This is a genomic window from Roseateles flavus, from assembly GCF_039872765.1.
Classification (GTDB): Bacteria; Pseudomonadota; Gammaproteobacteria; order Burkholderiales; family Burkholderiaceae_C; genus Roseateles_B; species Roseateles_B flavus.
This window is the reverse complement of sequence record NZ_JBDPZC010000001.1, coordinates 96,783-117,684: the sequence shown is the minus strand read 5'-3', so window position 1 is coordinate 117,684 and position 20,902 is coordinate 96,783. Positions and strand designations below refer to the sequence as shown.

The 20,902-nt window shown below is 70.0% G+C and carries 23 protein-coding genes; 17 read left to right on the top strand and 6 right to left on the bottom strand.

Features of this window, described 5'->3' with window-relative positions; translation table 11 throughout:
- The first annotated feature begins 7 nt into the window (after positions 1 to 7).
- The 4 genes from glcF (at position 8) to ABDJ40_RS00570 (ending at position 2,774) form a co-directional block, all read left to right on the top strand.
- Positions 8 to 1,273: a glycolate oxidase subunit GlcF gene (gene glcF, locus ABDJ40_RS00585; protein ID WP_347604694.1), complete on the top strand. Its 1,266-nt coding sequence runs from the start codon at positions 8 to 10 to the stop codon at positions 1,271 to 1,273.
- A gap of 120 nt (positions 1,274 to 1,393) precedes the next feature.
- A complete protein-coding gene (locus ABDJ40_RS00580; protein WP_347604691.1) occupies positions 1,394 to 1,846 on the top strand; it encodes a DUF3592 domain-containing protein in 453 nt (150 codons plus the stop codon).
- The gene (locus ABDJ40_RS00575; protein ID WP_347604688.1) at positions 1,843 to 2,292 is read left to right on the top strand and encodes a hypothetical protein; all 450 of its coding nucleotides are present in this window, start codon (positions 1,843 to 1,845) and stop codon (positions 2,290 to 2,292) included. Before ABDJ40_RS00580 ends, ABDJ40_RS00575 begins: the two co-directional genes overlap by 4 nt.
- Positions 2,293 to 2,303: 11 nt before the next feature.
- On the top strand, positions 2,304 to 2,774 hold the full coding sequence (locus tag ABDJ40_RS00570; protein WP_347604685.1) for a hypothetical protein: 471 nt from the start codon (positions 2,304 to 2,306) through the stop codon (positions 2,772 to 2,774).
- A gap of 42 nt (positions 2,775 to 2,816) precedes the next feature.
- Here the strand turns inward: ABDJ40_RS00570 and ABDJ40_RS00565 are convergent, their stop codons facing one another.
- A complete protein-coding gene (locus ABDJ40_RS00565) occupies positions 2,817 to 3,191 on the bottom strand; it encodes a putative quinol monooxygenase (RefSeq protein ID WP_347604683.1) in 375 nt (124 codons plus the stop codon).
- Positions 3,192 to 3,504: 313 nt separating this feature from the next.
- Here ABDJ40_RS00565 and ABDJ40_RS00560 point away from each other — a divergent pair, with 313 nt between their 5' ends.
- The 10 genes from ABDJ40_RS00560 to ABDJ40_RS00515 all read left to right on the top strand — a co-directional run bounded on the left by ABDJ40_RS00560 (position 3,505) and on the right by ABDJ40_RS00515 (position 9,540).
- Complete coding sequence (locus ABDJ40_RS00560; protein WP_347604680.1) at positions 3,505 to 4,131, top strand: PEP-CTERM sorting domain-containing protein; 627 nt, start codon at positions 3,505 to 3,507, stop codon at positions 4,129 to 4,131.
- A gap of 289 nt (positions 4,132 to 4,420) precedes the next feature.
- A complete protein-coding gene (locus ABDJ40_RS00555; RefSeq protein ID WP_347604677.1) occupies positions 4,421 to 4,822 on the top strand; it encodes a hypothetical protein in 402 nt (133 codons plus the stop codon).
- Between the two features lie 235 nt (positions 4,823 to 5,057).
- Positions 5,058 to 5,261, top strand: coding sequence for a GNAT family N-acetyltransferase (locus ABDJ40_RS00550; protein ID WP_347604675.1), 204 nt, complete (start codon positions 5,058 to 5,060; stop codon positions 5,259 to 5,261).
- Positions 5,258 to 5,659 carry a DUF4345 domain-containing protein gene (locus ABDJ40_RS00545; RefSeq protein WP_347604673.1) on the top strand — a complete coding sequence of 134 codons (402 nt, stop codon included), beginning with the start codon at positions 5,258 to 5,260 and terminating at the stop codon, positions 5,657 to 5,659. The genes ABDJ40_RS00550 and ABDJ40_RS00545 overlap by 4 nt, the downstream gene beginning before the upstream one ends.
- Before the next feature lie 34 nt (positions 5,660 to 5,693).
- Positions 5,694 to 6,191 (top strand): ASCH domain-containing protein, encoded by a 498-nt coding sequence (locus ABDJ40_RS00540; protein ID WP_347604670.1) that lies wholly within the window; start codon positions 5,694 to 5,696, stop codon positions 6,189 to 6,191.
- Complete coding sequence (locus ABDJ40_RS00535) at positions 6,178 to 6,612, top strand: hypothetical protein (RefSeq protein ID WP_347604667.1); 435 nt, start codon at positions 6,178 to 6,180, stop codon at positions 6,610 to 6,612. The genes ABDJ40_RS00540 and ABDJ40_RS00535 overlap by 14 nt, the downstream gene beginning before the upstream one ends.
- A gap of 105 nt (positions 6,613 to 6,717) precedes the next feature.
- Positions 6,718 to 7,083: a hypothetical protein gene (locus tag ABDJ40_RS00530; protein ID WP_347604664.1), complete on the top strand. Its 366-nt coding sequence runs from the start codon at positions 6,718 to 6,720 to the stop codon at positions 7,081 to 7,083.
- 196 nt (positions 7,084 to 7,279) lie between these two features.
- Positions 7,280 to 7,870, top strand: coding sequence for a hypothetical protein (locus tag ABDJ40_RS00525; protein ID WP_347604661.1), 591 nt, complete (start codon positions 7,280 to 7,282; stop codon positions 7,868 to 7,870).
- Positions 7,871 to 8,327: 457 nt separating this feature from the next.
- The gene (gene sodC, locus ABDJ40_RS00520; RefSeq protein WP_347604658.1) at positions 8,328 to 8,846 is read left to right on the top strand and encodes a superoxide dismutase [Cu-Zn] SodC; all 519 of its coding nucleotides are present in this window, start codon (positions 8,328 to 8,330) and stop codon (positions 8,844 to 8,846) included.
- 67 nt (positions 8,847 to 8,913) lie between these two features.
- Positions 8,914 to 9,540 (top strand): cold shock domain-containing protein, encoded by a 627-nt coding sequence (locus ABDJ40_RS00515; protein WP_347604655.1) that lies wholly within the window; start codon positions 8,914 to 8,916, stop codon positions 9,538 to 9,540.
- Between the two features lie 99 nt (positions 9,541 to 9,639).
- Here ABDJ40_RS00515 and ABDJ40_RS00510 read toward each other — a convergent pair whose 3' ends face one another.
- Positions 9,640 to 10,104 (bottom strand): hypothetical protein, encoded by a 465-nt coding sequence (locus tag ABDJ40_RS00510; RefSeq protein ID WP_347604652.1) that lies wholly within the window; start codon positions 10,102 to 10,104, stop codon positions 9,640 to 9,642.
- 364 nt (positions 10,105 to 10,468) lie between these two features.
- Here ABDJ40_RS00510 and ABDJ40_RS00505 point away from each other — a divergent pair, with 364 nt between their 5' ends.
- Together ABDJ40_RS00505 and ABDJ40_RS00500 are read left to right on the top strand one after the other, a co-directional pair.
- Positions 10,469 to 11,467 (top strand): hypothetical protein, encoded by a 999-nt coding sequence (locus ABDJ40_RS00505; RefSeq protein WP_347604649.1) that lies wholly within the window; start codon positions 10,469 to 10,471, stop codon positions 11,465 to 11,467.
- Positions 11,468 to 11,581: 114 nt separating this feature from the next.
- Positions 11,582 to 13,297, top strand: a complete 1,716-nt coding sequence (locus ABDJ40_RS00500) for an alkaline phosphatase family protein (protein ID WP_347604646.1) — start codon at positions 11,582 to 11,584, stop codon at positions 13,295 to 13,297.
- An 18-nt stretch (positions 13,298 to 13,315) separates the two neighbouring features.
- On the opposite strand, the gene fghA is transcribed toward ABDJ40_RS00500, so the two are convergent.
- Together fghA and ABDJ40_RS00490 are read right to left on the bottom strand one after the other, a co-directional pair.
- Complete coding sequence (fghA, locus tag ABDJ40_RS00495; RefSeq protein WP_347604643.1) at positions 13,316 to 14,167, bottom strand: S-formylglutathione hydrolase; 852 nt, start codon at positions 14,165 to 14,167, stop codon at positions 13,316 to 13,318.
- Positions 14,168 to 14,179: 12 nt separating this feature from the next.
- Complete coding sequence (locus ABDJ40_RS00490; protein ID WP_347604640.1) at positions 14,180 to 15,286, bottom strand: S-(hydroxymethyl)glutathione dehydrogenase/class III alcohol dehydrogenase; 1,107 nt, start codon at positions 15,284 to 15,286, stop codon at positions 14,180 to 14,182.
- A 71-nt stretch (positions 15,287 to 15,357) separates the two neighbouring features.
- Here ABDJ40_RS00490 and ABDJ40_RS00485 point away from each other — a divergent pair, with 71 nt between their 5' ends.
- Positions 15,358 to 17,085: a sensor domain-containing diguanylate cyclase gene (locus ABDJ40_RS00485; RefSeq protein ID WP_347604637.1), complete on the top strand. Its 1,728-nt coding sequence runs from the start codon at positions 15,358 to 15,360 to the stop codon at positions 17,083 to 17,085.
- Between the two features lie 18 nt (positions 17,086 to 17,103).
- On the opposite strand, the gene ABDJ40_RS00480 is transcribed toward ABDJ40_RS00485, so the two are convergent.
- Positions 17,104 to 18,579 (bottom strand): outer membrane protein assembly factor BamB family protein, encoded by a 1,476-nt coding sequence (locus ABDJ40_RS00480; RefSeq protein WP_347604634.1) that lies wholly within the window; start codon positions 18,577 to 18,579, stop codon positions 17,104 to 17,106.
- Between the two features lie 194 nt (positions 18,580 to 18,773).
- Positions 18,774 to 20,696 (bottom strand): sigma-54-dependent Fis family transcriptional regulator, encoded by a 1,923-nt coding sequence (locus ABDJ40_RS00475; protein WP_347604631.1) that lies wholly within the window; start codon positions 20,694 to 20,696, stop codon positions 18,774 to 18,776.
- Between the last annotated feature and the right edge of the window lie 206 nt (positions 20,697 to 20,902).

Sequence of the window (20,902 nt, the reverse complement as noted above, 5' to 3'; positions counted from 1 at the left end):
TCTTGCCATGCAGACCCGCCTCGCCCCCGAGTTCCTCAACACCGCCGCCGGCGAGGCGGCCGAGGCCATCCTGCGGCGCTGCGTGCACTGCGGCTTCTGCACCGCCACCTGCCCCACCTACCAGCTGCTGGGCGACGAGCTGGACGGCCCGCGCGGCCGCATCTACCTGATCAAGCAGGTGCTGGAGGGCGCCGAGCCCACCCGTGCCACGCAAGCGCACCTGGACCGCTGCCTCACCTGCCGCAATTGCGAGAGCACCTGCCCCTCGGGCGTGCAGTACGGGCAGCTGCTGGAGATCGGCCGCGAGATCGTCGAGCGCAAGGTGCCCCGGCCTGCCACCGAGCGCGCCGTGCACTGGCTGCTGCGGGAGGGCTTGACCTCGCCCGTCTTCCCGGCGGCCGCGAAGCTGGGCCAGGCCCTGCGCCCGCTGGTGCCGCCGGCCCTGCGCGAGAAGCTGCCGCCCAAGGCCGGCCCGCGTGCCCACCAGTGGCCCGCCGGCACGCATCCGCGCAGGATGCTGATGCTGATGGGCTGCGTGCAGCCCTCGCTGATGCCCAACATCAACGCCGCCACCGCCCGCGTGCTGGACGCCATCGGCATCCAGACCGTGGTGGCCGATGACGCCGGCTGCTGCGGCGCCATCCGCGCCCATCTGCATGACGAGGCGGGCGGCCTGGACGACATGCGCCGCAACGTCGACGCCTGGTGGCCCCTGGTCGAGGGTCTGGGCGGCAGCGCACCGGTCGAGGCCCTGGTGATGAACGCCTCCGGCTGCGGCGTGATGGTCAAGGACTACGGCCGCCTGCTGGCCCATGACCCGGCCTATGCCGAGCGCGCCGCCCGCATCAGCGCCCTGTGCAAGGACATCAGCGAGCTGCTGGCCCCCGAAGTCAGCGCCCTGCAGCAGGCCATCGAACGGGCGCAGGCCAGCGCGCCCCATCGCCCGCGCCTGGCCTACCACCCGCCCTGCACCCTGCAGCACGGCCAGCAGCTCAAGGGCGGCGTGGAGGCCCTGATGCGCGCGCTCGGCTTCGACATCCAGGTCTCCCGCACCGAAAGCCATCTGTGCTGCGGCTCCGCCGGCACCTACTCCCTGCTGCAGCCCCAGCTCTCCCACCAGCTGCGCGACCGCAAGCTCGCCGCCCTGGCGCCGCTGCAGGCGGACTGCACGGTGTCGGGCAATATCGGCTGCATCCAGCACTTGCAGTCGGGAACTCAGCAGCCCGTGCGGCACTGGGTGGAAGTGCTGGACGAAGCCCTGAACCCGGCCTGAGCCGCCCCCCTCCCCGGGCAGCCCCCTGAGCGCTCCCGACCGGCCGCTGCAGTACCATCGCGCCGCCAAATCACGACAACAAGTCACGACAACAAGATCTCGCCCTGGGAGGGCCTTTCCATGTTCCGCATCTTCGCCAGCCGCCTCTTTGCGGCAGGCCTGATCCTGTCCGGCGCCGCCCTGATGGTGTCCGGCCATCGCAGCGCCAGCAAATACGAGGCCTTGCGCCATCACGGTGAGGAGGCCGAGGCCAAGGTCACCGCCCTGAGCTCGCACGAACGCAGATTCCTTCAGAAGGACGGGGAGTACACGGCCCAGGTCAGCTTCAGAACGTCACGGGGGCGCGAGATCAGGACCCAGGTCGGCATTCCCGCGGCGCAGGGCCACGCCATGGCTCGTCAGGTGACGCCCCGGACGCTGACGGTCCGCTACCTGCCGGAGGACCCGCTCGTGCTCGCCGACGCCAATGACGATCCCCCCGAGGCGCGCAAGGCCAGCGGCCGCTACCTGCTGATCGGCGGCGTGATCCTGCTCGTGCTGGGCCGGCTGTACTCCAGACGCCAGGCGCGATGAGATCGCTGCCCCGACCTCACTTCAGACAGCATCTGGCCGCCGCCCTGCTGCTCCTTGCCTGGGCCGGCATGGCGCAGGCAGCGCCGGCCTGCGACGCCAAGGCGGCAGGGTCGCGCGCCTACCGGCAGGCCAGCGCGCTCGTCGAACGGCTGCCCGACTACCGGGCCTGGGCCGCTAGCCATCAGCAGCCCGCCGTCTTCGGCATGCCCGTGGACGGCCAGGTGCGGTTCGGGGGGCGCTGCTACTGGTCGGTCTCGGTCTACCTGGACATGGGCGACCGCCTGGGCTTGTGGACCGTGTTCCTGGTGCACCTGGGCAGCGGCGACATCCTCGTCGACGATGCCGCCAGCGAGGCGCCACTGTCCCTGCAGGCCTGGCGTCACAAGTACCGCACGCTCCCGGACCCTTCGCAAGGCAAGCCGGAGCGCGCGCCCTCGAGGCCTTAGCATTGGCCGCCATGACGCCCCCTGCGCCCCCGCGCGACGCCGCCTCCCCGGCCTGCCGCTGCGAGCGCTGCGGCCGCGTGCTGCCCTCGGCCGATGCCGTCTGCGCCCCCTGCGAGGCCGAGCTCGCGGTGCCGGACGTGGACCACCAGCGTGGCAGGTACCGCTGCCCGGCCTGCAGCCAGGCCTTCGCGCGGCCGGACTTCACCCTGGTCCCGCCCAAGGCCCGCTGGTATGTGCCGCAGTCCCAGGCGCTGTGCTGCCCGCACTGCCAGGCGCGGCTGTTGGACCGCCGCTACCCGAAGGTGGCAGCCCGGGAGTCCGTGGCGTTCATCGCGCTTGCGATGGCCGCGCAGTTCCTGCTGCCGCCGCGCCAGACCCGCTTCGCGCTGTTCGCGCTGATGCTGGTCGTCCTCGGCCGGCTGCTGTACCGCCGACCCTGGCGCGTGCCGGACGAGCAGCGCTTCGGCCGCGACGAGACCTGAGCCGGGATCGCGGGGTCAGGTCTTGCCTGCCCGGGCCGGCACTCAGCCCATTGCCGCGTGCCGGATGCCCGGCTCCAGGACGAAGAACTGCGGCTCCAGTGCCGACATCGGCCCGCGCAGCTTCTCGACTTCATCCGCCGGGGCGTGCACCTCGAGCCGCACGAGCTCGGCCACCTGGAGCAGCTGGCCCAGCAGCCCGCCGACGTTCTCAAGATGGGCGAGCAAGGCCTCGGCGTTGACGTAGCCCTCCCGGCAATGGGCGTCCTGGCCGCTGAAGGAGAAGGCGTAGTGCCGGCACCCAGGCTCCTGGCGGGTGACCTCCACCAGCTGCCGGCTCAGGGCCTTGAATGCCGGGACCTTGCCCTCGTGAATCTTGAAGTAGGGGGCGATCGTGCAGTCGGTGTCGTCCTTGAACATCGTGTCTCCTCGTCGTCACGCGAAATTGGTCAGCGCATTCTGCACGTTTGCGCCAGGGTCCATCACCCCCATCCTGCAAGCAGGGAGACTGGACGCCTCGCATCCTCGGGGCGGGATTCAAGTGCTCCTTCGACGCAGCTTCGGATCATCCGCTCGCGCCCCGGCCGTCGGCCGCCTTGACACTCCGGGGCGCCTTGCCGGCTGCGGAAGTACTAAGTGATTGATGTGCCAAAGGAAGCCCGCTCCTGGCGCGGACATTGCTGATCGTCCCCGGGACCCTTCCGGCCCGCCATCACGACATCAGGGGAATCTCATGCGCAAGTTCACTGCAACCCTCAGCACCGCAGCCCTCATCGCGCTCGGCACGGTACCGACCTTCGCGAGCGCCACACCGGTGGTCATGGGCTTTGAAGGCGTGACCGCCGACAGCGATCAGATCGTCCCCGTGACGCCCTATGCGGAAGGCGGCTACACGCTGACCAACACGAACCGCGGCGACTTCAACGACGGCATCTTCGGCAAGAACGCATCCAACTCCAACGGCAGCGCGACCTTCGTCTTCTGCGCCTATGACTCGACCTGCTTCGGCGGCACCTCCATCAAGCTGACCGGCGGCGCGCCGTTCACGCTCAAGAGCATCGACGTCGGCAACTGGGAGACGGGCGGCCCCGCAGGCACCCTGGAGCTGATCGGCTCGGTGCTGGGTGGCGGCACGGTCACGGCCGTGCTGGACACCGGCGACGCATGGGCCACCCGCCTGCTGTCGGGCTTCGACAACCTCCTGAGCGTGGAGTTCAGGGGCCACACCGCCTATGCCGTGGCCATTGACAACCTGGTGCTGGATCTCAGCCCCAGCCGCGTGCCGGAACCCGGCAGCCTGGCCCTGGCCGCCCTCGCGCTGGCGGGGCTGGGCCTGAGCGCCCGCCGGCGGATCGGCTGAGCCCCTGCGCTCCTGCGCGCCTGGCCGCCCTCCTGACCCCGCCTCGGCGGGGTTTTTGCCATGGGGGCATCCGGGCGAGATGCCAGCAGGGAGAACCATGGGGCATCCGTCGGCGACGGTGCGGGCGAGGCGGCGGAAGGGGTCCGACTTTGGGCACGGGGCCTGCTGAATCGCTGGCCCTATCATCCGCGCACCCTGCGCCAGGCTGCCGGCGCCTGGCCGGGGCACGGTCGCCGACATCCCTGCGCCCGTCTCATGGACCGGCAACCGACGCAAAGGCAGGCGGCTGATGACGCTCGCATCTCTCATCTCCTCGGGGCCGGCCCTGCTGGCCAGGCGCCTGCTCATCCTGGTGCTGGCCGGGCTGCTGATCTTCCATCACAGCGTCATGCTGTGCGAGGCCCTGCTGGACCTGGACAAGCACCCGCCCACTCTTTTCGACCGGGTCCAGTGGCTGCTGCGCGCCGCCATCGCGTCGAGCCTGCTGCTCGTCGTGTGGGGCAAGCCCCGGGCGCTGTGGGGCATGTGGATCAGCATCGCCGGCCTGGTGGCCACCCAGTACTGGGCGCACTTCGGCGAACTGCCCGTCGAGTTCACCCGCGGGCGACACCCGCTCAGCTATCTCAAGGGCTTCATCTTCCCGACCCTCATCACCCTGGCCTTCCGGCGCCGCGCCACCCGCCTGGCATAAGGCCAGCTCGCCGACGCGGGCCAGCCAGGCCTGCCGAGAAGCGTCAGGAGAGGGGTCAGGTCTTGCTTGCCCTGGTCCACAATGGGTCATGGATCTGGCTGCCTAGCCTGGCCGCCCGCCGCGAACCGCCGCAGCCCTCGGTACAGGAATGACCAGGAGCCAGCGCACCCACGTCAACACCGAGGCCAAGTACCTGATGCTGCGCCATGCCTTCAAGACCTGAGGCTGCCACCGGGTGGAGCCGCTCACGGACGAGCGCAACAGGCGCTCGCGTCAGGCCATCGTGCGCATCGGCGCGCGCGAGGAAGGCGTGATGCGCAACCACATGGTCATGCGGGACGGCCACCTCCGCAACTCGGTGCTCTACAGTCTGATCCGGCCGGAGTGGCCGCAGGCCCGGGCACCCCACACATCCGCACATCACCAGGAAATCCCATGAGCAAGCGCGCGCTGCAAGTTTCGATGGCCGTGCTGGGGGCGGTGCCCCTGGGCACGGGCATCGTCACGATGTTCGGCCTGAGCGACCCGATCTACGCCTCGGCCGGGCTGCCGGCCAACGCGCTGCTGGACAGCAACCTCCGCTTCTTCGGCGGTCTGTGGCTGGTGCTGGGCCTGGCGGTCTACTGGCTCCTTCCGCGGATCGAGCAGGAGACCGTCCTGTTCCGGGCCCTGTGGCTGATGATCTTCGCCGGCGGCATCGGCCGCCTGCTGTCCATGGTCTTCCTCGGCCTGCCGCCCCTGCCCTTCGTGGGCTTCACCGTGCTGGAGATCGTGGGGGCGCCGCTGTTCATCGCCTGGCAGTCCCGATACGCCCGGCAGGCAGCCGCCCCACGCTGATCCGGCCCGACCTCGTCCCCCACAGGAGACCGCCATGCCCATCCCCGCACAGTGCCACGACTTCTGGACCGCCTTTCGCAGCGCCGTCGGCGCGGCGGACAAGGAACGCCTGGACGAGCGCTTCTACGAGGCCTTCTACTTCGGCGACAGCCAGGCCCTGGCCGACGAGCTCGCCGCCCTGGTGCTGCAAGGGACCAAGCGCGGCACCGCTGGCTCCGTCTGGTCCTTCGAGGCCGAGGGCAAGCGCCTGCCCAGGCCCGGCGACCTCAGCATCGTCACGAACTGGGCCGGCCAGCCGCTGTGCGTCATCGAGACCCTCAGCGTGGACGTGCGCCCCTTCAACGAGGTCAGCGCCGAGTTCGCCGCCATCGAAGGCGAGGGCGACGGCTCCCTGGCCTACTGGCAGCAGGAACACCGGGCCTACTACAGCCGGGAGTGCGAACGGACGGGGCGGACGTTCGATGAGCGCATGCCGGTGGCGTGCGAGTGCTTCAGGGTGGTCCATCAGGTGGATGGCGATGGCAGGGCGTGAAGGGCGCAGGCTCGCCGGCAAGCGGCAGACGCCCGAGCCCGCGCCAGGCAGCATGCAGGCGGCCTCGCACCCATCCCCGCTGCCCGGGTGGTTCTTCCCCGCCATGGCCTGGGCCGCCACCGTCAGCGCCGTCTGGGGCCTCCACATGGTCGCCTGCGGCGGCATTCTCGCCAGCGTGGTGCCGACCCTGGCGACCTTCTGCCTGCACGTATTCCTGCGCCCTGACTATGCGCTGGCCGTCCTGCTGACCGCGGCCTGCAGTGGCGCCACGGGCCTCGCCCTCGCCAGGCATCGACTGTTCCGTGAGCGCAAGGAGCTGCTGTTCTTTCTTCTCCCGGCCGCGGCGCTGGTGCTGGGCATGGGCCTGGCAATGTCCGGCGGGCTCCCGCCGCACTGCCCTTCGCTCGGCGCCTGGCGATAGCAGGCCGTCCTCGACAGCGGCTGCCCCGTCGCCCGCACTGCGTTCGGTGACCTCGGAGGCCAATCCTGCAAGAATCTGCGCCACCCCCTGCCATCCGGAGCCCGCATGTCCAAGTCCGCCTTCAGCGTCAAAGCCTTCGGCCTCTACGTGATTGTCCTGGGCATCGCCCTGGCGCTCGCGCCGAACCTGCTGCTCGGCCTCTTCGGCATGCCGCCTGCCACCGAGGTCTGGATCCGCGTCGTCGGCGTCCTGGCCTTCAACATTGGCGTCTACTACGTCTACGCCGCCAAGTGCGAGGCGCGCGCCTTCTTCCAGGCCTCGGTCTACACACGGGTCCTGGTGCTCGTCAGCTTCGCCACCTTCGCCGGCCTGGGGCTGGCCAGCCCCATCCTGGTCGTGTTCGGCCTGGCGGACTTCGCCGGTGCCGTCTGGACGCAACTGGCGCTGCGGGCGGAGAAGGCCGGCGCCTGAGCCGCTGATCAGCGGTCAGCCCTGACACCCGGGCCGGCGCGCCCCTGGCAAGACCTGACCCCCATCGGGGGGAGTGAATACATCACGGTTCGCAAGGGTCAGGCCTTGCCGCACGCTGCACAATCGCACGCCGCAGGAGGGGGCCGGCTCGACGGGGCTCTGACGCTGCATCCAACACCTCAACGAGGACATCCACTTGAGCGCACTTGTCATCAAGGCCTGGCGGGCTGATACCAAGCCCATCGACGACCGCAACACCTTCGTCAGCATCACCGGCCGTGAGGGCGGCCTGATCGCCTGGCTGCTGTCCCTGATGGGCGTCGATCCCACCACCACCATCCGCGTGGGCCTGGAGCGGGTCGAGTTCACCAGCGCCTCGCTGGCCGGCACCGAATCGCGCATGGTGCCGCTGCAGAGCGTGTGCTCGACCTACTACGGCTATCACAAGCCCTGGAAGGCGGCCGCCTCCTTCATGGCCCTGTTCGCCTTCCTGGGCTTCTCCTTCGCCGCCCCCTCGGCACATTCCGCGGGCGACGGTTTCTCCTTCACCACCTTCGCGGTGACCACCTGCATCGGCGTCGTCCTGGCCCTGATCTACTACTTCCTCAACCGAACCCTGACCCTGGGCTTCGTCGAGCACAGCGGCGCCGTGTGCGCCATCCGCTTCAAGCGCTCAGTGATCGAGAACGTGGACATCGACGAGCAGCAGGCCCGCTCGGTGTGCACCATTGTCCAGCGCCTGATCGAGGCCAAGGAGAAGCGCGCGCTGCAGTCGGCACGGAACTGATGCGCGCCTGGGCGACGAGCCCGGCCTGCGCCCGCTGGCCGAGGCATGGCACGCCTGAATCGTGAATCTGCCGACCTCATCCCTGCTGTTCTACGCCGGCCTCGCCGCGCTGGCGCTGTACTTCCCGCTGTTCTTTCGCACGATGGCACAGCTCCCGCCGGAGGCGCGCGAGCTGTGCGTCCGGCAAGGGTCAGCATGGCGCAGCGTGCCGGGCACGCTGACCTTGCTGGCGGTGTTCATGGTGAACGGAACGGCCTTGCGTGCCGGCCTGGCAGTGCTGGCCCTGCTGATGCTGGTGTGGGAGATGCGCAGCCCATCACCAGGACAGGCGCTTGATGGATCTCAAGCTGCGCGTCCACAATCGGGGCCAGCTTCAAGCCAAGCCAAGCCCTGCGCGTGCCGCGCAGCAGACCATCGCCAGCCCTCGATCGCTGGCCAGCACCTGGAGAGACAGCCCATGAAGAACACCCTGATCGCCGCCGCCTGGCTCCTGTCGGCCACCGCGGCCTCCGCTGCCGAATTGACGGTCCCCCTGCACCTGGCCGAGAAGCAGGGCACCGGCGCCGCCCTGGGGCAGGTCCGCATCCTCGAGACGCCCCATGGCCTGGCCTTCTATCCCGCGCTCACGGGCCTGCCGCCGGGCCTGCATGGCTTCCACATCCATGAAAAGCCCTCCTGCGCGCCCGCCGAGAAGGATGGCGCCCCGGTGCCCGCGCTGTCGGCCGGCGGCCACCTGGATCCGCAGGGTGCCAAGAAGCATGGCGAGCCCTGGGGCGACGGGCATCTGGGCGATCTGCCGCCCCTCTACGTGGCAGCCGACGGCACGGCCACCAGCCCGGTCCTGGCACCACGGCTGAAGCTGGCGGATGTGCGGCAGCGCTCCGTGATGGTCCACGCCGGCGGCGACAACCATTCGGATCACCCCATGGCGCTGGGCGGCGGTGGCGCCCGCGTGGCCTGCGGCGTGATCGAATGAGCCAGGGCTGCAGCGCGGTGATGCGGCACACCTCGGCCAGGCCGGCCAGGCCCTGAACGGCCGGAGCATGCAGCACACCGGCATCCTGCGCAGCTGGAACGACGAGCGCGGCTTCGGCTTCATCGCCCCCACGCATGGAGGCGCCGAGCTCTTCGTGCACTTCAGCGCCTTCCCGCGCGACGGCACCCGCCCGACGCCCGGCGAAAGGCTCAGCTACGAGCTGGGCACCGGCCGGGATGGCCGGCCGCAGGCCGTGAAGGTGGTGCGCAGCGCGGTCGGCGAGGCCCGCGAGCGCAGGGCGGTCGCGCCTGTGCAGGCCAGGAGCGCCGTGCGGGATCACGACGCCGGCCGCCGCCCACGTGGCGGGCACCGCCGGAGTCAGCCCTCCGTCCTGGGCCTGCTGACGCTGGCTGCCCTGCTGCTGATCGGCGGAGGCTGGGCCTATCAGCGCTTCAAGGCCGCGCAGCCGCTCCCGCCATCTGTCGAGGTGCCCACCAGCCCGATGGCGCCAGGCAGGGGCACCGAGTCCCCTCACCCGCGATTTCGCTGCGATGGCCGCACCCGTTGCTCACAGATGACGTCCTGTGCCGAGGCCACCTGGTTCCTCCAGAACTGCCCGGGCACCGAGATGGACGGCAACCATGACGGCGTGCCCTGCGAGCAGCAGTGGTGCACCTCGCCGGTCGCACGATAGCCGACCTGAAGCCGCGCACCCGGCGGGCCCTGGCCGCGCCGGGTGGCAGGCGTCCCGATGGAGGCCCGGGCGGCGGTTGAACCCGCCCCGGGCCCGGCCTCAGTTGCCCATGTGCATGGAGAACTCGGCCCCGTCGGACAGGCGGCACTGGCCCGTCCCTTGGCTGCTGCTGTTCATGCTGTAGGTGCAAGAGAGGTAGGAGCCGCGGTTTCCTGCGCCGTTGGCCAGGCCGTTGCGTTGGGAGTCAGCCTTGCGTGTCGCCTCGCCGGTGAAGGCTTCGCCGTTGATGTGGGTGCTGAAGACACCTTTGCCATGCAGGTCGTTGGTCACCGTGGCGCTGACCATCCCATAGCGTGAGGCCAGGGCATTGGTGGGGTAGAGCCGGACCGGGAAGGTCACGGGGGCCGGTGGCGCAACGCTCACCTGGGCGGGCACCGCAACAGGGTGCGCATGCCGTGCCTCCAGGGGCACGACGTAGCAGGCCGAGAGGCTTGCCAGGGCGGCAGCGAGGGGGAGTGCTGCCAGCCGTTGAAGGGAAGTGGTCGATCGGATCGATATACCCATGTGATGTCACAGTGAGCAGGCACATGCCTGCGGCGCCAGGCTAGCCCATGCCATGCGCCGATGGAAGTGACACCGTGCGCAGTGCGCCCCTGGCTTGACGAGGAGGGCGTTGGCGGCCGAGGGTCCCGGCTGCGTCCTGGCGCCGGCCGCTGTGGCAAGACCTGGCCCCTGTGCTGCCCGAAAGGACAGCAGCAGGCCTACGCGCCGCAGGGTCACATCGTTCTGCAATAACTTCGCTTCTACACTCCCCATCAGCCGGACGCCGGTGGCCGCCATCCGAAGCCACGAGCCCCGATTCACCGGCCCGCGCCCCGCCCAGCAGTTCCGGGCAAGCCCTCCCACTGACTCACCTCCTATGCACACCATGAAACGATCCCTTCTCTTCGTCGGACTTGGCCTCGGCGCCGCGCTCGCCCATGCCGACATCGTTCCCGCCATCCAGAGCAGCCAGTACATCGCCACGGCCCGCTACAACGGCGCCACCGTCAGCTACGCCGAGAACCGCTATGGCAACGGCCCCCTGGCCGAAATGGCCACGGCCATGAAGCGCGTGCCCATGCAGGTCGAGAGCGGCCTGAACACCGCCCTGAGCAACAAGGCCGCCGGCAGCGGCGGCACCTTCCTCAAGGGCACGCTCTCGGGCGACCCCACCGTCACCATCACGCCGCAGGCCTCGGGCATCACCCTGATCCATCTGGGCGGCTGGAGCTACACCGCCACCACGCGCTTCACCGGCCGCAAGCTGGGCTTCATCAGCTACGACTGCGTCAACACCCTGAGCCTGCGCAACCTCAGCATCACCGCCCAGTACGGCAGCGTGGATGGCCGGCTGCTGGACGAAAAGACCGGCGCCACCGCCGATGTCTCGTCCAGCACCGACTGCGACTCCAACCTCAGCTGGATCCTTCCCTTTGTCGGCGACTTCATCATCGGCCAGATCGCCTCGCGCAAGGACGCAGCCGTGGTGTCCTCCATCCAGACCTCGCTGGGCGGCCTCAAGGACGACCTGCTGTTCGACCGGAACGCCAACTACCTCAGCGGCCTGAACAAGCTGGTGCCGGTTGACAAAGTCATCACCCTGCCCAATGGCAGCAGCTTCGCGCTGGGCCAGTACATCCAGAACAACCTGCCCTATCTGATCGGGAACAGCCAGCTGACGCTGAAGCTGGGGCAGGGCGTGCAGGTCCGGCCCAAGTTCGGCGGCGAGCCCACGACCACCACCGAGACCGGCACCGTCCTGGACCTGAGCCTGAGCTCGCCGGCCTTCTCCTTCGGCGTGGGCATGGTCGAGCAGGCCCAGGTGAGGTGGAGCTGGGTGTGCAGCTGGCAGAACCCCAGCAAGCAGTGCTTCCCGGACTATTGACTGTCCCAGGGGCTGGCTGAAGGCCAGCGGCGCCGCAGCGAGGGCTTGACCCAGGGCAAGCCCCGCCGCCGCCGCCGACGACCCGGCACTGGGGGATACTTCGCCTCCCCTCCCGTGCCCTCCCCCGTCTTCCTGACCGCCTGGTTCATGTCCCACTGCCACCCACGCCCCTTCACGCGCACGCTCGCCGGTCTCTCGGCGGCCTGTGCCCTCGCCCTGCTCCAGGCCTGCTCCACGCTGCCGCAGCCCGCGCCCGCGGCGCCGCCGCGCCTGGTGGTCTTCATGGCGGTGGATGGCCTGCCCATGCGACAGGTGCTGGCCTACCGCGACCAGCTGGCGGAAGACGGCTTCCGGCGCTTCCTGGACCGCGGCCTGTGGTTCTCCGAAGCGCACCATGGCCACGGCTACACCGTGACGGCCGCCGGCCATTCGGTGATGCTCAGCGGGGCCTATCCGCAGCGCAGCAGCATCATCGGCAATGAATGGGTGGACCCGCAGACACGCGAGGACCGCTACAACACCGACGACCCCGCGCACCACTACCTCGGCCATGCCACGCCGGCCCTGGTGGGGACCAGCCCGCGCAACTACCGCGTCGAGACCGTGGGCGACGTGCTGCGCACCCTGCATCCTGAGGCCCGGATGATCGGCATCTCGGGCAAGGACCGCGGCGCCATCCTGCCCGCCGGCCACAAAGGCACGGCCTACCTCTACATGCAGAGCAGCGGCGGCTTCACCACCAGCGACTACTACCTGCCCGAGCTGCCCGCCTGGGTCCGCGCCTTCAACGACGCCCACCCCGCCGACCGCTACTTCGGCCGCAGCTGGGAACCCCTGCTGAAGGACCCGCACGCCTACGACCGCTCGGTGCCGGACGGTCAGCCCTGGCAGTCCACGGGCGGCAACGGCAACCATCTGCCCGCGGTGGTGGGGGCCGGCATGAGTGCGCCGGGGCCGGCCTTCTGGGCCAATCTGCTGCCCTCCCCCTTCGCCGACGAGCTGACGCTGGACTTCGCCCGCGCCGCCATCGAGGGCGAGCAGCTGGGCGCCGACGACACCACGGACCTGCTGAGCATCAGCCTGTCCAGCCACGACTACATCAACCACGCCTTCGGGCCCGAGTCGCGCCTCTCGCACGACCATTTCCTGCACCTGGACCGCTACCTGCAGGCCTTCTTCCGGACGCTGGACGAGCGCGTCGGCCGCGACCGCTACATGGTGGTCCTGACGGCGGACCATGGCTTCCTGGACACCCCCGAGTGGGCCCGGTCCCAGGGCCGCGATGCCGGCCGCGTTCCCCTGAAGACCCTGATGAGCGCGGTCGACGAAGGCCTGGCCCGCGAGTTCGGCGAGGGGCCCTGGGTCACGCACTGGTCGGGGACGGGCATGCTCTTCGACGAGGCCCGCATCCAGGCCAGGGGGCTGGACCGCGACCGCGTCTATGCCAGCGCTGCGCACGCCGCCGAGCAGGTGCCCGGCATCGCTGCCGCCCTCACCCGCGGCCAGCTGAGCGGCACGGGCCCGGCACCCGAGGTTCTGAGCCGCATGCGCCTGTCCTGGCATCCGGACGCCGCCGCGCCGCTGCAGATCGTTGTCAAGCCGGGCTGGATGATCAGCAGCAAGACCACGGGCACCACCCACGGCTCGCCCTACCGCTACGACACCCACGTGCCCATCCTGGCCTGGGGTCCGGCCTGGTGGGGCCGGGGCGAAGTGCGCCAGCCCGTGGCGGTGGCCGACATCGCCCCCACGCTGGCCCGCATGCTGGACCTGCCGGCGCCGCGCGAGGCGCAGGGTCAGGTCTTGCCGGTGCCGCGTCTGAAGCAGTAAGGCGCGGGCTCGCGCCCTTCAGCCCGTCTTCAGCCGGACTGCATGGTGCTGCAGGTGGTCCGCGATGACGCTGGCCACGAAGTAGTAGCCATGGTCGTAGCCGGCGTGGCGGCGCAGGGTCAGGTCTTGCCCCGCGGCGCGGCAGGCGGCCTCCAGGCGCTCAGGCTGCAGCTGCTCGGCCAGGAACTTGTCGGCCAGGCCCTGGTCGACCAGCAGGGGCGGCAGGCGGTGACCGGCAGCGATCAGGGCGCAGGCGTCATGGGCGGCCCAGCTCGATTCGTCCGGGCCCAGATAGCCTGCGAAGGCCTTGCGGCCCCAGGGCACCTGGCTGGGCGCCACGATGGGCGCCAGGGCGGAGACCGAGCGGTACAGGCCCGGGTGCCGCAGCGCGAGCGTCAGCGCGCCGTGCCCGCCCATGGAATGGCCCATGAGGCCGATGGCATCGGGGCGCAGAGGCAGCTGCGCGCACAGCAGCGCGTGCAGCTCCCGGGTGATGTAGCGCTCCATGCGGAAATGGGCGGACCAGGGCGCCTGCGTGGCATCCAGGTAGAAGCCGGCGCCGTGGCCGAAGTCCCAGAGGGCGTCGGCCCCGTCGATGCCGGTGCCGCGCGGGCTGGTGTCCGGCGAGACGAGGATGAGGCCCAGGCGCGCCGCCTCGCGCTGGGCCCCGGCCTTGATCGCAAAGGTCTCCTCGGTGCAGGTCAGGCCGGCCAGGTAGACCACCGCCGGGCAGGGCCCCTGCGCGGCCTGCGGCGGCAGGTAGACGCCGAAGCGCATAGGCGTGCCGGTGGCCTCGGACGCATGCTCGTAGAAGCGCTGCACGCCGCCGAAGCAGGCGTGCTCGGACAGAAGGCGCAGGGTCTGGCTCATGCGCGCCCGGCCTCAGTACATCACCACGGAGCGGATGGACTCGCCGCGCTTCATCAGATCGAAGCCCTCGTTGATGTCCTCCAGCTTCAGGCGGTGGGTGATGAGCTCGTCGATGCGCAGCTTGCCTTCCATGTACCAGTCGACGATCTTGGGCACGTCGGTGCGGCCGCGGGCGCCGCCAAAGGCCGAGCCTTCCCATTTGCGGCCGGTGACCAGTTGGAAGGGCCGGGTGCTGATCTCGGCGCCGGCCTCGGCCACGCCGATGATGATGCTGCGGCCCCAGCCCTTGTGCGTGCACTCCAGGGCCTGGCGCATCAGCTGGGTGTTGCCCACGCACTCGAAGCTGTAGTCGGCGCCGCCGTCGGTCAGCTGCACGATGGCGTCGACCACGTTGTCCACTGCCTTGGGGTTGATGAAGTGGGTCATGCCGAACTGGCGGGCCATGGCCTCGCGGCCGGGGTTGATGTCGATGCCGATGATCTTGTCGGCGCCGACCATCTTCGCCGCCTGGATCACGTTCAGCCCGATGCCGCCCAGGCCGAAGACGGCCACGGTGGCGCCCGCCTCCATCCGGGCCGTGAAGATCACCGCGCCCACGCCGGTGGTGACGCCGCAGCCGATGTAGCAGATCTTGTCGAAGGGCGCATCCGGCCGCACCTTGGCCACGGCGATCTCGGGCACCACGATGTAGTTGCTGAAGGTGCTGGTGCCCATGTAGTGGAAGACCGGCTTGCCGTCCAGCGAGAAGCGCGAGCTCGCATCTGGCATCAGGCCCTTGCCCTGGGTGCCGCGGATCAGCTGGCAGAGGTTGGTCTTGCGCGAGAGGCAGAACTTGCACTGCCGGCATTCGGGCGTGTAGAGCGGAATGACGTGGTCGTCCTTGCGCACCGTGGTGACGCCCGGGCCGACGTCCACCACCACGCCCGCGCCCTCGTGCCCCAGCACGGCGGGGAAGATGCCTTCGGGGTCCGCGCCGGACAGGGTGTAGTAGTCCGTATGGCAGATGCCTGTAGCCTTGACTTCAATCAAGACTTCGCCGACCCTTGGTCCGGCAAGATCCAGGGTTTCAATGCTGAGGGGCTGGCCGGCTTTCCAGGCCACGGCGGCGCGTGTCTTCATGGGCACTCCTGCTGGGAGATCGGGAAAGGTCCGACTGTAGGGGATGCAGACCAAGCAAGGAATCTGAGGGGATGTGGCTCTTCTTCGCCTGGCGCAGCCTGCGGTTTCGCATGGCGCTGACCTTCGGCCTGCTGGCCGTGATCGTCGCGCTGAGCATGCAGTCCTACATCGGCCTCGTCTTCGCGCGCCATGTGATGCAGGAGCGCACCGGCAGCCTGCAGAACAGCGCACGCATGGTGGCCGCCCAGCTGTCGGAGCAGCTGCGCCAGCGCCAGCGCGAGCTGGACTTCATCGCCACCCTCCCCGTCACCCTGGCCGCGTCCGGCGACGCCCGGCCGCTGCGCGCCCTGCTCAGCCAGCTCAAGGGGAGCTTCCGCGACTACGCCTGGATCGGCTTTGCCGACCCGCAGGGCCGGGTGCTGGTCTCCAGTGACGGAGTGCTGGAGGGCGTGGATGTCTCCCAGCGCCCCTGGTTCCAGGGCGCCCGCCTCAGTCCCTTCATCGGCGATCTGCATGACGCCCTGCTGCTGGCTCGTCACCTGAGCTCCCTGGACCCCGGCGAGCCGCCGCGCATGCTGGACTTCGCCGTGCCCCTGCTCGATGCGCGGGGCCGCCCGCTGGGCGTGGTCGGTTCGCACGTGCACTGGCGCTGGTTCGCCCACCTGCTGCAGGACATGGCGGCCTCGGGCGTGCTGCCGCAGGGCATGGAGGTGATGATCGCCCGGCGCGACGGCCAGCTGATCTACCCGGAGGCGGAGTTCGACGGCTCGGCGCATGAGCTGCTGCAGCGGCTGGAGCGCGAGCCGGTGGTGGACGACTACCTCCGCGACGAGCACTACTACCTGGTGGCGGCGCCCGTGCCCGCGGCCGAGCATGGCCAGGACCTGGGCTGGACGGTGCTGGTGCGCCAGCCCACGTCCCAGCTCCTGGCCGCCTCGCAAAAGCTGGCGCAGGGCCTGTGGCTGCTGTGGGGAGCCGGCGCCCTGGCCATCATGCTGATGGCCTATCTGGTCGCCGTGGGCCTGAGCCGGCCGATCGAGCACCTGGCCACCCTGCTGCGCGGGCGCCAGCCGGTGCCCGCCCCGGACCGCGAGGACCTGGGCGCCACGCGCGAGATGGACGACCTCCTGGAGGCCCTGCACTGGCGCGACAAGCGCCTGGCCCATCAGCGCGAGGAGCTGGAGCGCAATGCACAGGAGCTGGAGGCGCGGGTCGAGCAGCGCACCACCGAGCTGCGCCAGGCCAATGCCGAGCTGGAACGCGTGGCCCTCACTGATGCGCTGACGGGCCTGCACAACCGCGGCCACCTCAACGCCCGCCTGACCGAGGAGTACACCCGCTACGTGCGGCACCGCCAGACCTACGGCGTGCTGCTGATGGACATCGACCACTTCAAGCTGATCAACGATGCCCACGGCCATGCCGCCGGTGACGCGGTGCTGAGGGAGTTCGCCGCGCTGATCAAGTCCTCGCTGCGGGCCAGCGATTTCGTCGGCCGCTTCGGCGGCGAGGAATTCCTCGCCCTGCTGCCGGGCACCACCCTGGAGGGCGCCGCGGCGCTGGCCGCCAAGCTCTGCCAGAAGACGCGCGAGCAGACCTTCAAGGGCGTGGGCTACGTGACCGTGAGCATCGGCGTGGCCGAGATCGACGAGGGCGACGCCCTGTACGAGGACGTCGTGCGCCGGGCCGACACCGCGCTGTACGAGGCTAAGAACGCGGGGCGCAACCGGTTCATGGTGGCGCCTCCCGGCGGGACCAGCCAAGGCGACACCGCAGCGCCGACAAAGCGGCAGGCCTGAGGCCCCCGCCCCCTCGACTCAGTTCAGGTTGAAGACCCGGAAGCCCAGATTGAGGTCTCGGCGCTGGGCATACAGCGCGCCATTCGGTGACAAAGCCAGGGAGCCGCCGCCCTGGTCCGACCACACCGCTTGGTGCGTGCTCAGGTCCACAGCCTGCGTAACGCCGGCATTCGAGAACAGGGCATGGTTGCCAAAGATGAGCAAGTTGGCAGACAGGTCGCTTGCCATGCCGAGCGTGCTGTACCACGTCCACAAGAGCTTGCCGGTGTCAGCGGCAATCGCCACAAATCCGGATTCGTTGGCCAGGTAGAGGGCCTCCCCTCGAGCCACCGGGTACTGGCCCGGACGGGTCTCCAGATGCCAGGCGACCGAACGCTTGTCCGTGTCGAAGGCGATCAGGCCCTTGCCGGCATTGACATAGACACGCCCATTGAGCCCCAGGACCGGCGGCTGCTTGCTGCTGATGGACGGAATGCCCGCAGGAGCCGGAATCGAGAACGCCAGCTGCCCGCTGCCCACGTCAATGACCTGCAGCGCATTCTGGCGAGGCACATAGGCATAGCGGCTGTCGACGGCCGGCGTGCAAAGCGCCTTGTTGTCGTCGTTCCAGTCAAACGGCCTGGCCCACTCTTCTGCCAGGGTGCGTCCGTCCACACGGACGAGCGCGTACTCGAACCACTCGTTGAGCTTGCACAGGTACACCTTGCCATCCTTCACCACGGGGCTGGCAGGAAAGTCACTCGCGGGTCCAAGTTCGAGCGAAGCAATCGGGGCTCCGGTCTCTGCGTCGAAGCTGCGCAGGGTCATCCGCCTTGCATTGGCCTGCAGGGTTCGGGTGATCAGGTAGAGCCGGTCGTCAGCGAAGGCGGGCGCACTGATGGCTTCCTCCGCAAGTTCACGGCCCCACACCGTCGAGCCGTCTCGTTCGCTGTAGGCCGCCAGCTTCATGCTGCCGAAGCCGGCATCGCTCCCGGTGACGACGAACATGCGGCCGCCACCCAAGGCCGGCAGACGGTCCGACACCGGCCGCTCGTGACTCCAGCGCCGCGTGATCTTCGAAGGGTCCAGGGTGGCGCTGGTCAGGGCGTTGTGGCTGGGGCTGCCGGCATAGTTGGACACATCCGGCAGCTTGGCCAGCTCGCGCGCGTCGGCCTGCGACCGAACGGTGAACTGGTAGCGCAGACGCCAGGGGGAGCCGGAGACGGGCTTGGCGCAAACGAGCGGGTCGTCCACGCAGGCACGGACCTCGATGGCCCCGGCATGGGTACCAACACTCAATTTCCGGGACAGCATGAAAGTTCCCGTGAAGGTCGTGTCGCCAGTCTGCATGATGTTCGAGTGTTCAAAGACACCCTCGGCATCGACCACGGCGACATTGACCCTCGTCCCCGCAGCAGGCAGGACACCGCCCGCCTGAACCTTGACCTCGAGAGCATCCCATTCGCCCTGGTAGACGGTGGTGTCCAGCGAGGCTGGCGCGAAGCTCAGCTGCATCCCATTGCTGGGCGCAGGGCTTGACCCGCCGCTACTTCCACCGCCACCGCCACCGCCACCGCCACCGCCGCATGCTGCCAGAACGAAGCCCAGCAGGGCATATCCAAATCTTGTCGTACGCATGATCCCTCCCATTTGCCGGGCTTCTCGATGAGCCTCTGGCGCAAAAGGGTCGGGATGATACCGGAAACGCCTCAGCCCGCCTGCAGCCGCCGGTACAAGGTCTGCCGCGCAATCCCCAGCTGGCGGGCCGCCGCCGAGACATTGCCCCGGGTGTTCTCCAGGGCCTGGGCGATGGCCTGCTGGGAGAGCTCGCGCAGGTTCTGGGCCGGGCGCCCGCCGGGCAGGTGCTGGCGCTGCTGGAGCTGGGGCAGGAGGTCGTCCGGCAGATGGGCCCAGCCGATGCGGCTCTCCTGGGGCGACAGCAGGGCCACCGCGGTGCGCAGCACCTGGTGCAGCTGGCGCAGGTTGCCGGGCCAGTCGTAGGCGCGGAAGGCCTCGCGCAGGGCCGGCTCCAGGGTCAGGCCCTGGTCCGGCGCCAGGGATTGCAGCAGGCGGTCGAGCAGCGCCTCAAGGTCGCTGCGCTCGCGCAAGGGCGGCAGCTGCAGGGCCAGGCCATTGATGCGGTAGTAGAGATCGGCCCGGAAGCGCCCCTCGCTCACGGCCTGAGCCAGGGACTGGTGGGTGGCGCACAGCAGCTGCACGTCGAGCGCCACGGGCGCGCCGCCGCCCAGGGGCTGCACCTCGCGTTCCTGCAGCACGCGCAGCAGGCGGGTCTGCAGGGCCAGGGGCATGTCACCGATCTCGTCCAGGAACAGGGTGCCGCCCTGGGCCTCGCGCAGGCGCCCCGCGGCGCCCTGGCTGCGCGCGCCGGTGAAGGCACCGGGCGCATAGCCGAAGAGCTCGGCCTCGATCAGGGACTCCGGCAGCGCCGCGCAGTTCAGCGCGACGAAGGGCCGGCCCCGCCGCGGGCTGATCTCGTGCAGGGCCTTGGCGAAGAGTTCCTTGCCTACGCCAGACTCGCCCAGAACCAGCAGGGGGATGTCCTTGCCCAGCACGCGGCGGGCCTTGTCGGCGGCAGCGCGCCAGCGGGCATCGCCGCTGTCCAGGCGCTGCAGGGCGTCTTCCTGCGGGGCCTCGGGCGCCAGGGGAGCGGTGCCGGTCCTCGGCGCCAAGGTCAGCACGGCGGGGCTGCGGCCCTGCAGCTGCGCGTAGAAGGCCTCGCCCCGCTGGGTGCGCAGCAGCAGGGGCCGGCCGCCGGACTGGCGCAGGCTGCCCAGCCAGGCCTGCATGCCGCGCTCGAAGAGCTGGGACCAGGCGCTGCGCTGCAGGTCGGCAACGCCCAGCCCCAGCAGGGCCAGGCCCTTGCGGTTGGCGCCCACCAGCCAGCCGTCCTCCGAGAAAGCCAGCAGGCCCTGGGCCACCGAGCCGATGCCCTCGGCCCGCGCATGGAACTGCAGCACCAGCTGGTGGCGGCAGCTGGCCATCACGAGGCTGTTCTCGATCATGCGGGCCGCCGTGCCCACCAGGCCCAGGGTGTGTGGGTGGCGGCTGCGCTGCTCGCCGGAGATGTCCAGGATGCCCATCAGCTGCCCCTGGGCCGAGACGATGGGCGCGGCCGCGCAGGTCAGGAAGCCGTTGCGCTCCAGGTAGTGCTCGGCACCGTGGATCTCCACCTCCTGGGCCTCGGCCAGGGCCGTGCCGATGGCATTGGTGCCGCGCTGCGACTCGGCCCAGCTCGCGCCGCAGGTCAGGGCCACGCGCTCGGCCTTGCTGAGGAAATCGAGGTCGCCGCGGGTGTGCATGAGCACGCCCTGCGGATCGGCCAGGATGACCATGCTGTGGCTGTGCCGCACCTGCTCGAAGAGGTGCTCCATCACCGGCTCGGAGTGGCTGATCAGCTCATGGCTCAGGGCGCGGCTGCGCTGCAGTTCAGGGCCGGCCAGGTTGTCCTGGCAGTGCAGGCGGCCGACGGGCGAGAGACCGGCCGTCAGGCTGCGCTGCCAGGAGCGCGCCAGCAGGGCGTCGACGCCCGGTGACGGGGCCAGGCCCTGCTCGGTCAGCCGCTGCCGGGCCTGGCGCAGCTGCTGCGCCGGCACGAGGGGGTGGGAACGCATGCGTGTCTCCGTGCGCGGGTGGACCCGCGGTCTGTGGCGCCGAGTCTAGGAGGACTCGGCCGCAGGCGCGGCACCGGCCGACGGACGGCTGCGCGACTGTCGCAATTAGTGACAGGTGTCGCTGACACCAGGCGGACAGCCGTGACAGCGCCGGGGCCGGGCGAGCGCCTCGGGTAGACCCGGAGACAGCTGGAAAACGTCCGGGG

What these genes read in the sequence shown, in the direction of transcription:
- glcF (WP_347604694.1), top strand. Translation starts at nt 8, where the DNA reads ATGCAGACCCGCCTCGCCCCCGAGTTCCTCAACACCGCCGCCGGCGAG.
- ABDJ40_RS00580 (WP_347604691.1), top strand. Translation starts at nt 1,394, where the DNA reads ATGTTCCGCATCTTCGCCAGCCGCCTCTTTGCGGCAGGCCTGATCCTG.
- ABDJ40_RS00575 (WP_347604688.1), top strand. Translation starts at nt 1,843, where the DNA reads ATGAGATCGCTGCCCCGACCTCACTTCAGACAGCATCTGGCCGCCGCC.
- ABDJ40_RS00570 (WP_347604685.1), top strand. Translation starts at nt 2,304, where the DNA reads ATGACGCCCCCTGCGCCCCCGCGCGACGCCGCCTCCCCGGCCTGCCGC.
- ABDJ40_RS00565 (WP_347604683.1), bottom strand. Translation starts at nt 3,191, where the DNA reads ATGTTCAAGGACGACACCGACTGCACGATCGCCCCCTACTTCAAGATT.
- ABDJ40_RS00560 (WP_347604680.1), top strand. Translation starts at nt 3,505, where the DNA reads ATGCGCAAGTTCACTGCAACCCTCAGCACCGCAGCCCTCATCGCGCTC.
- ABDJ40_RS00555 (WP_347604677.1), top strand. Translation starts at nt 4,421, where the DNA reads ATGACGCTCGCATCTCTCATCTCCTCGGGGCCGGCCCTGCTGGCCAGG.
- ABDJ40_RS00545 (WP_347604673.1), top strand. Translation starts at nt 5,258, where the DNA reads ATGAGCAAGCGCGCGCTGCAAGTTTCGATGGCCGTGCTGGGGGCGGTG.
- ABDJ40_RS00540 (WP_347604670.1), top strand. Translation starts at nt 5,694, where the DNA reads ATGCCCATCCCCGCACAGTGCCACGACTTCTGGACCGCCTTTCGCAGC.
- ABDJ40_RS00535 (WP_347604667.1), top strand. Translation starts at nt 6,178, where the DNA reads ATGGCAGGGCGTGAAGGGCGCAGGCTCGCCGGCAAGCGGCAGACGCCC.
- ABDJ40_RS00530 (WP_347604664.1), top strand. Translation starts at nt 6,718, where the DNA reads ATGTCCAAGTCCGCCTTCAGCGTCAAAGCCTTCGGCCTCTACGTGATT.
- sodC (WP_347604658.1), top strand. Translation starts at nt 8,328, where the DNA reads ATGAAGAACACCCTGATCGCCGCCGCCTGGCTCCTGTCGGCCACCGCG.
- ABDJ40_RS00515 (WP_347604655.1), top strand. Translation starts at nt 8,914, where the DNA reads ATGCAGCACACCGGCATCCTGCGCAGCTGGAACGACGAGCGCGGCTTC.
- ABDJ40_RS00510 (WP_347604652.1), bottom strand. Translation starts at nt 10,104, where the DNA reads ATGGGTATATCGATCCGATCGACCACTTCCCTTCAACGGCTGGCAGCA.
- ABDJ40_RS00505 (WP_347604649.1), top strand. Translation starts at nt 10,469, where the DNA reads ATGAAACGATCCCTTCTCTTCGTCGGACTTGGCCTCGGCGCCGCGCTC.
- fghA (WP_347604643.1), bottom strand. Translation starts at nt 14,167, where the DNA reads ATGAGCCAGACCCTGCGCCTTCTGTCCGAGCACGCCTGCTTCGGCGGC.
- ABDJ40_RS00490 (WP_347604640.1), bottom strand. Translation starts at nt 15,286, where the DNA reads ATGAAGACACGCGCCGCCGTGGCCTGGAAAGCCGGCCAGCCCCTCAGC.
- ABDJ40_RS00485 (WP_347604637.1), top strand. Translation starts at nt 15,358, where the DNA reads ATGTGGCTCTTCTTCGCCTGGCGCAGCCTGCGGTTTCGCATGGCGCTG.
- ABDJ40_RS00480 (WP_347604634.1), bottom strand. Translation starts at nt 18,579, where the DNA reads ATGCAGCTGAGCTTCGCGCCAGCCTCGCTGGACACCACCGTCTACCAG.
- ABDJ40_RS00475 (WP_347604631.1), bottom strand. Translation starts at nt 20,696, where the DNA reads ATGCGTTCCCACCCCCTCGTGCCGGCGCAGCAGCTGCGCCAGGCCCGG.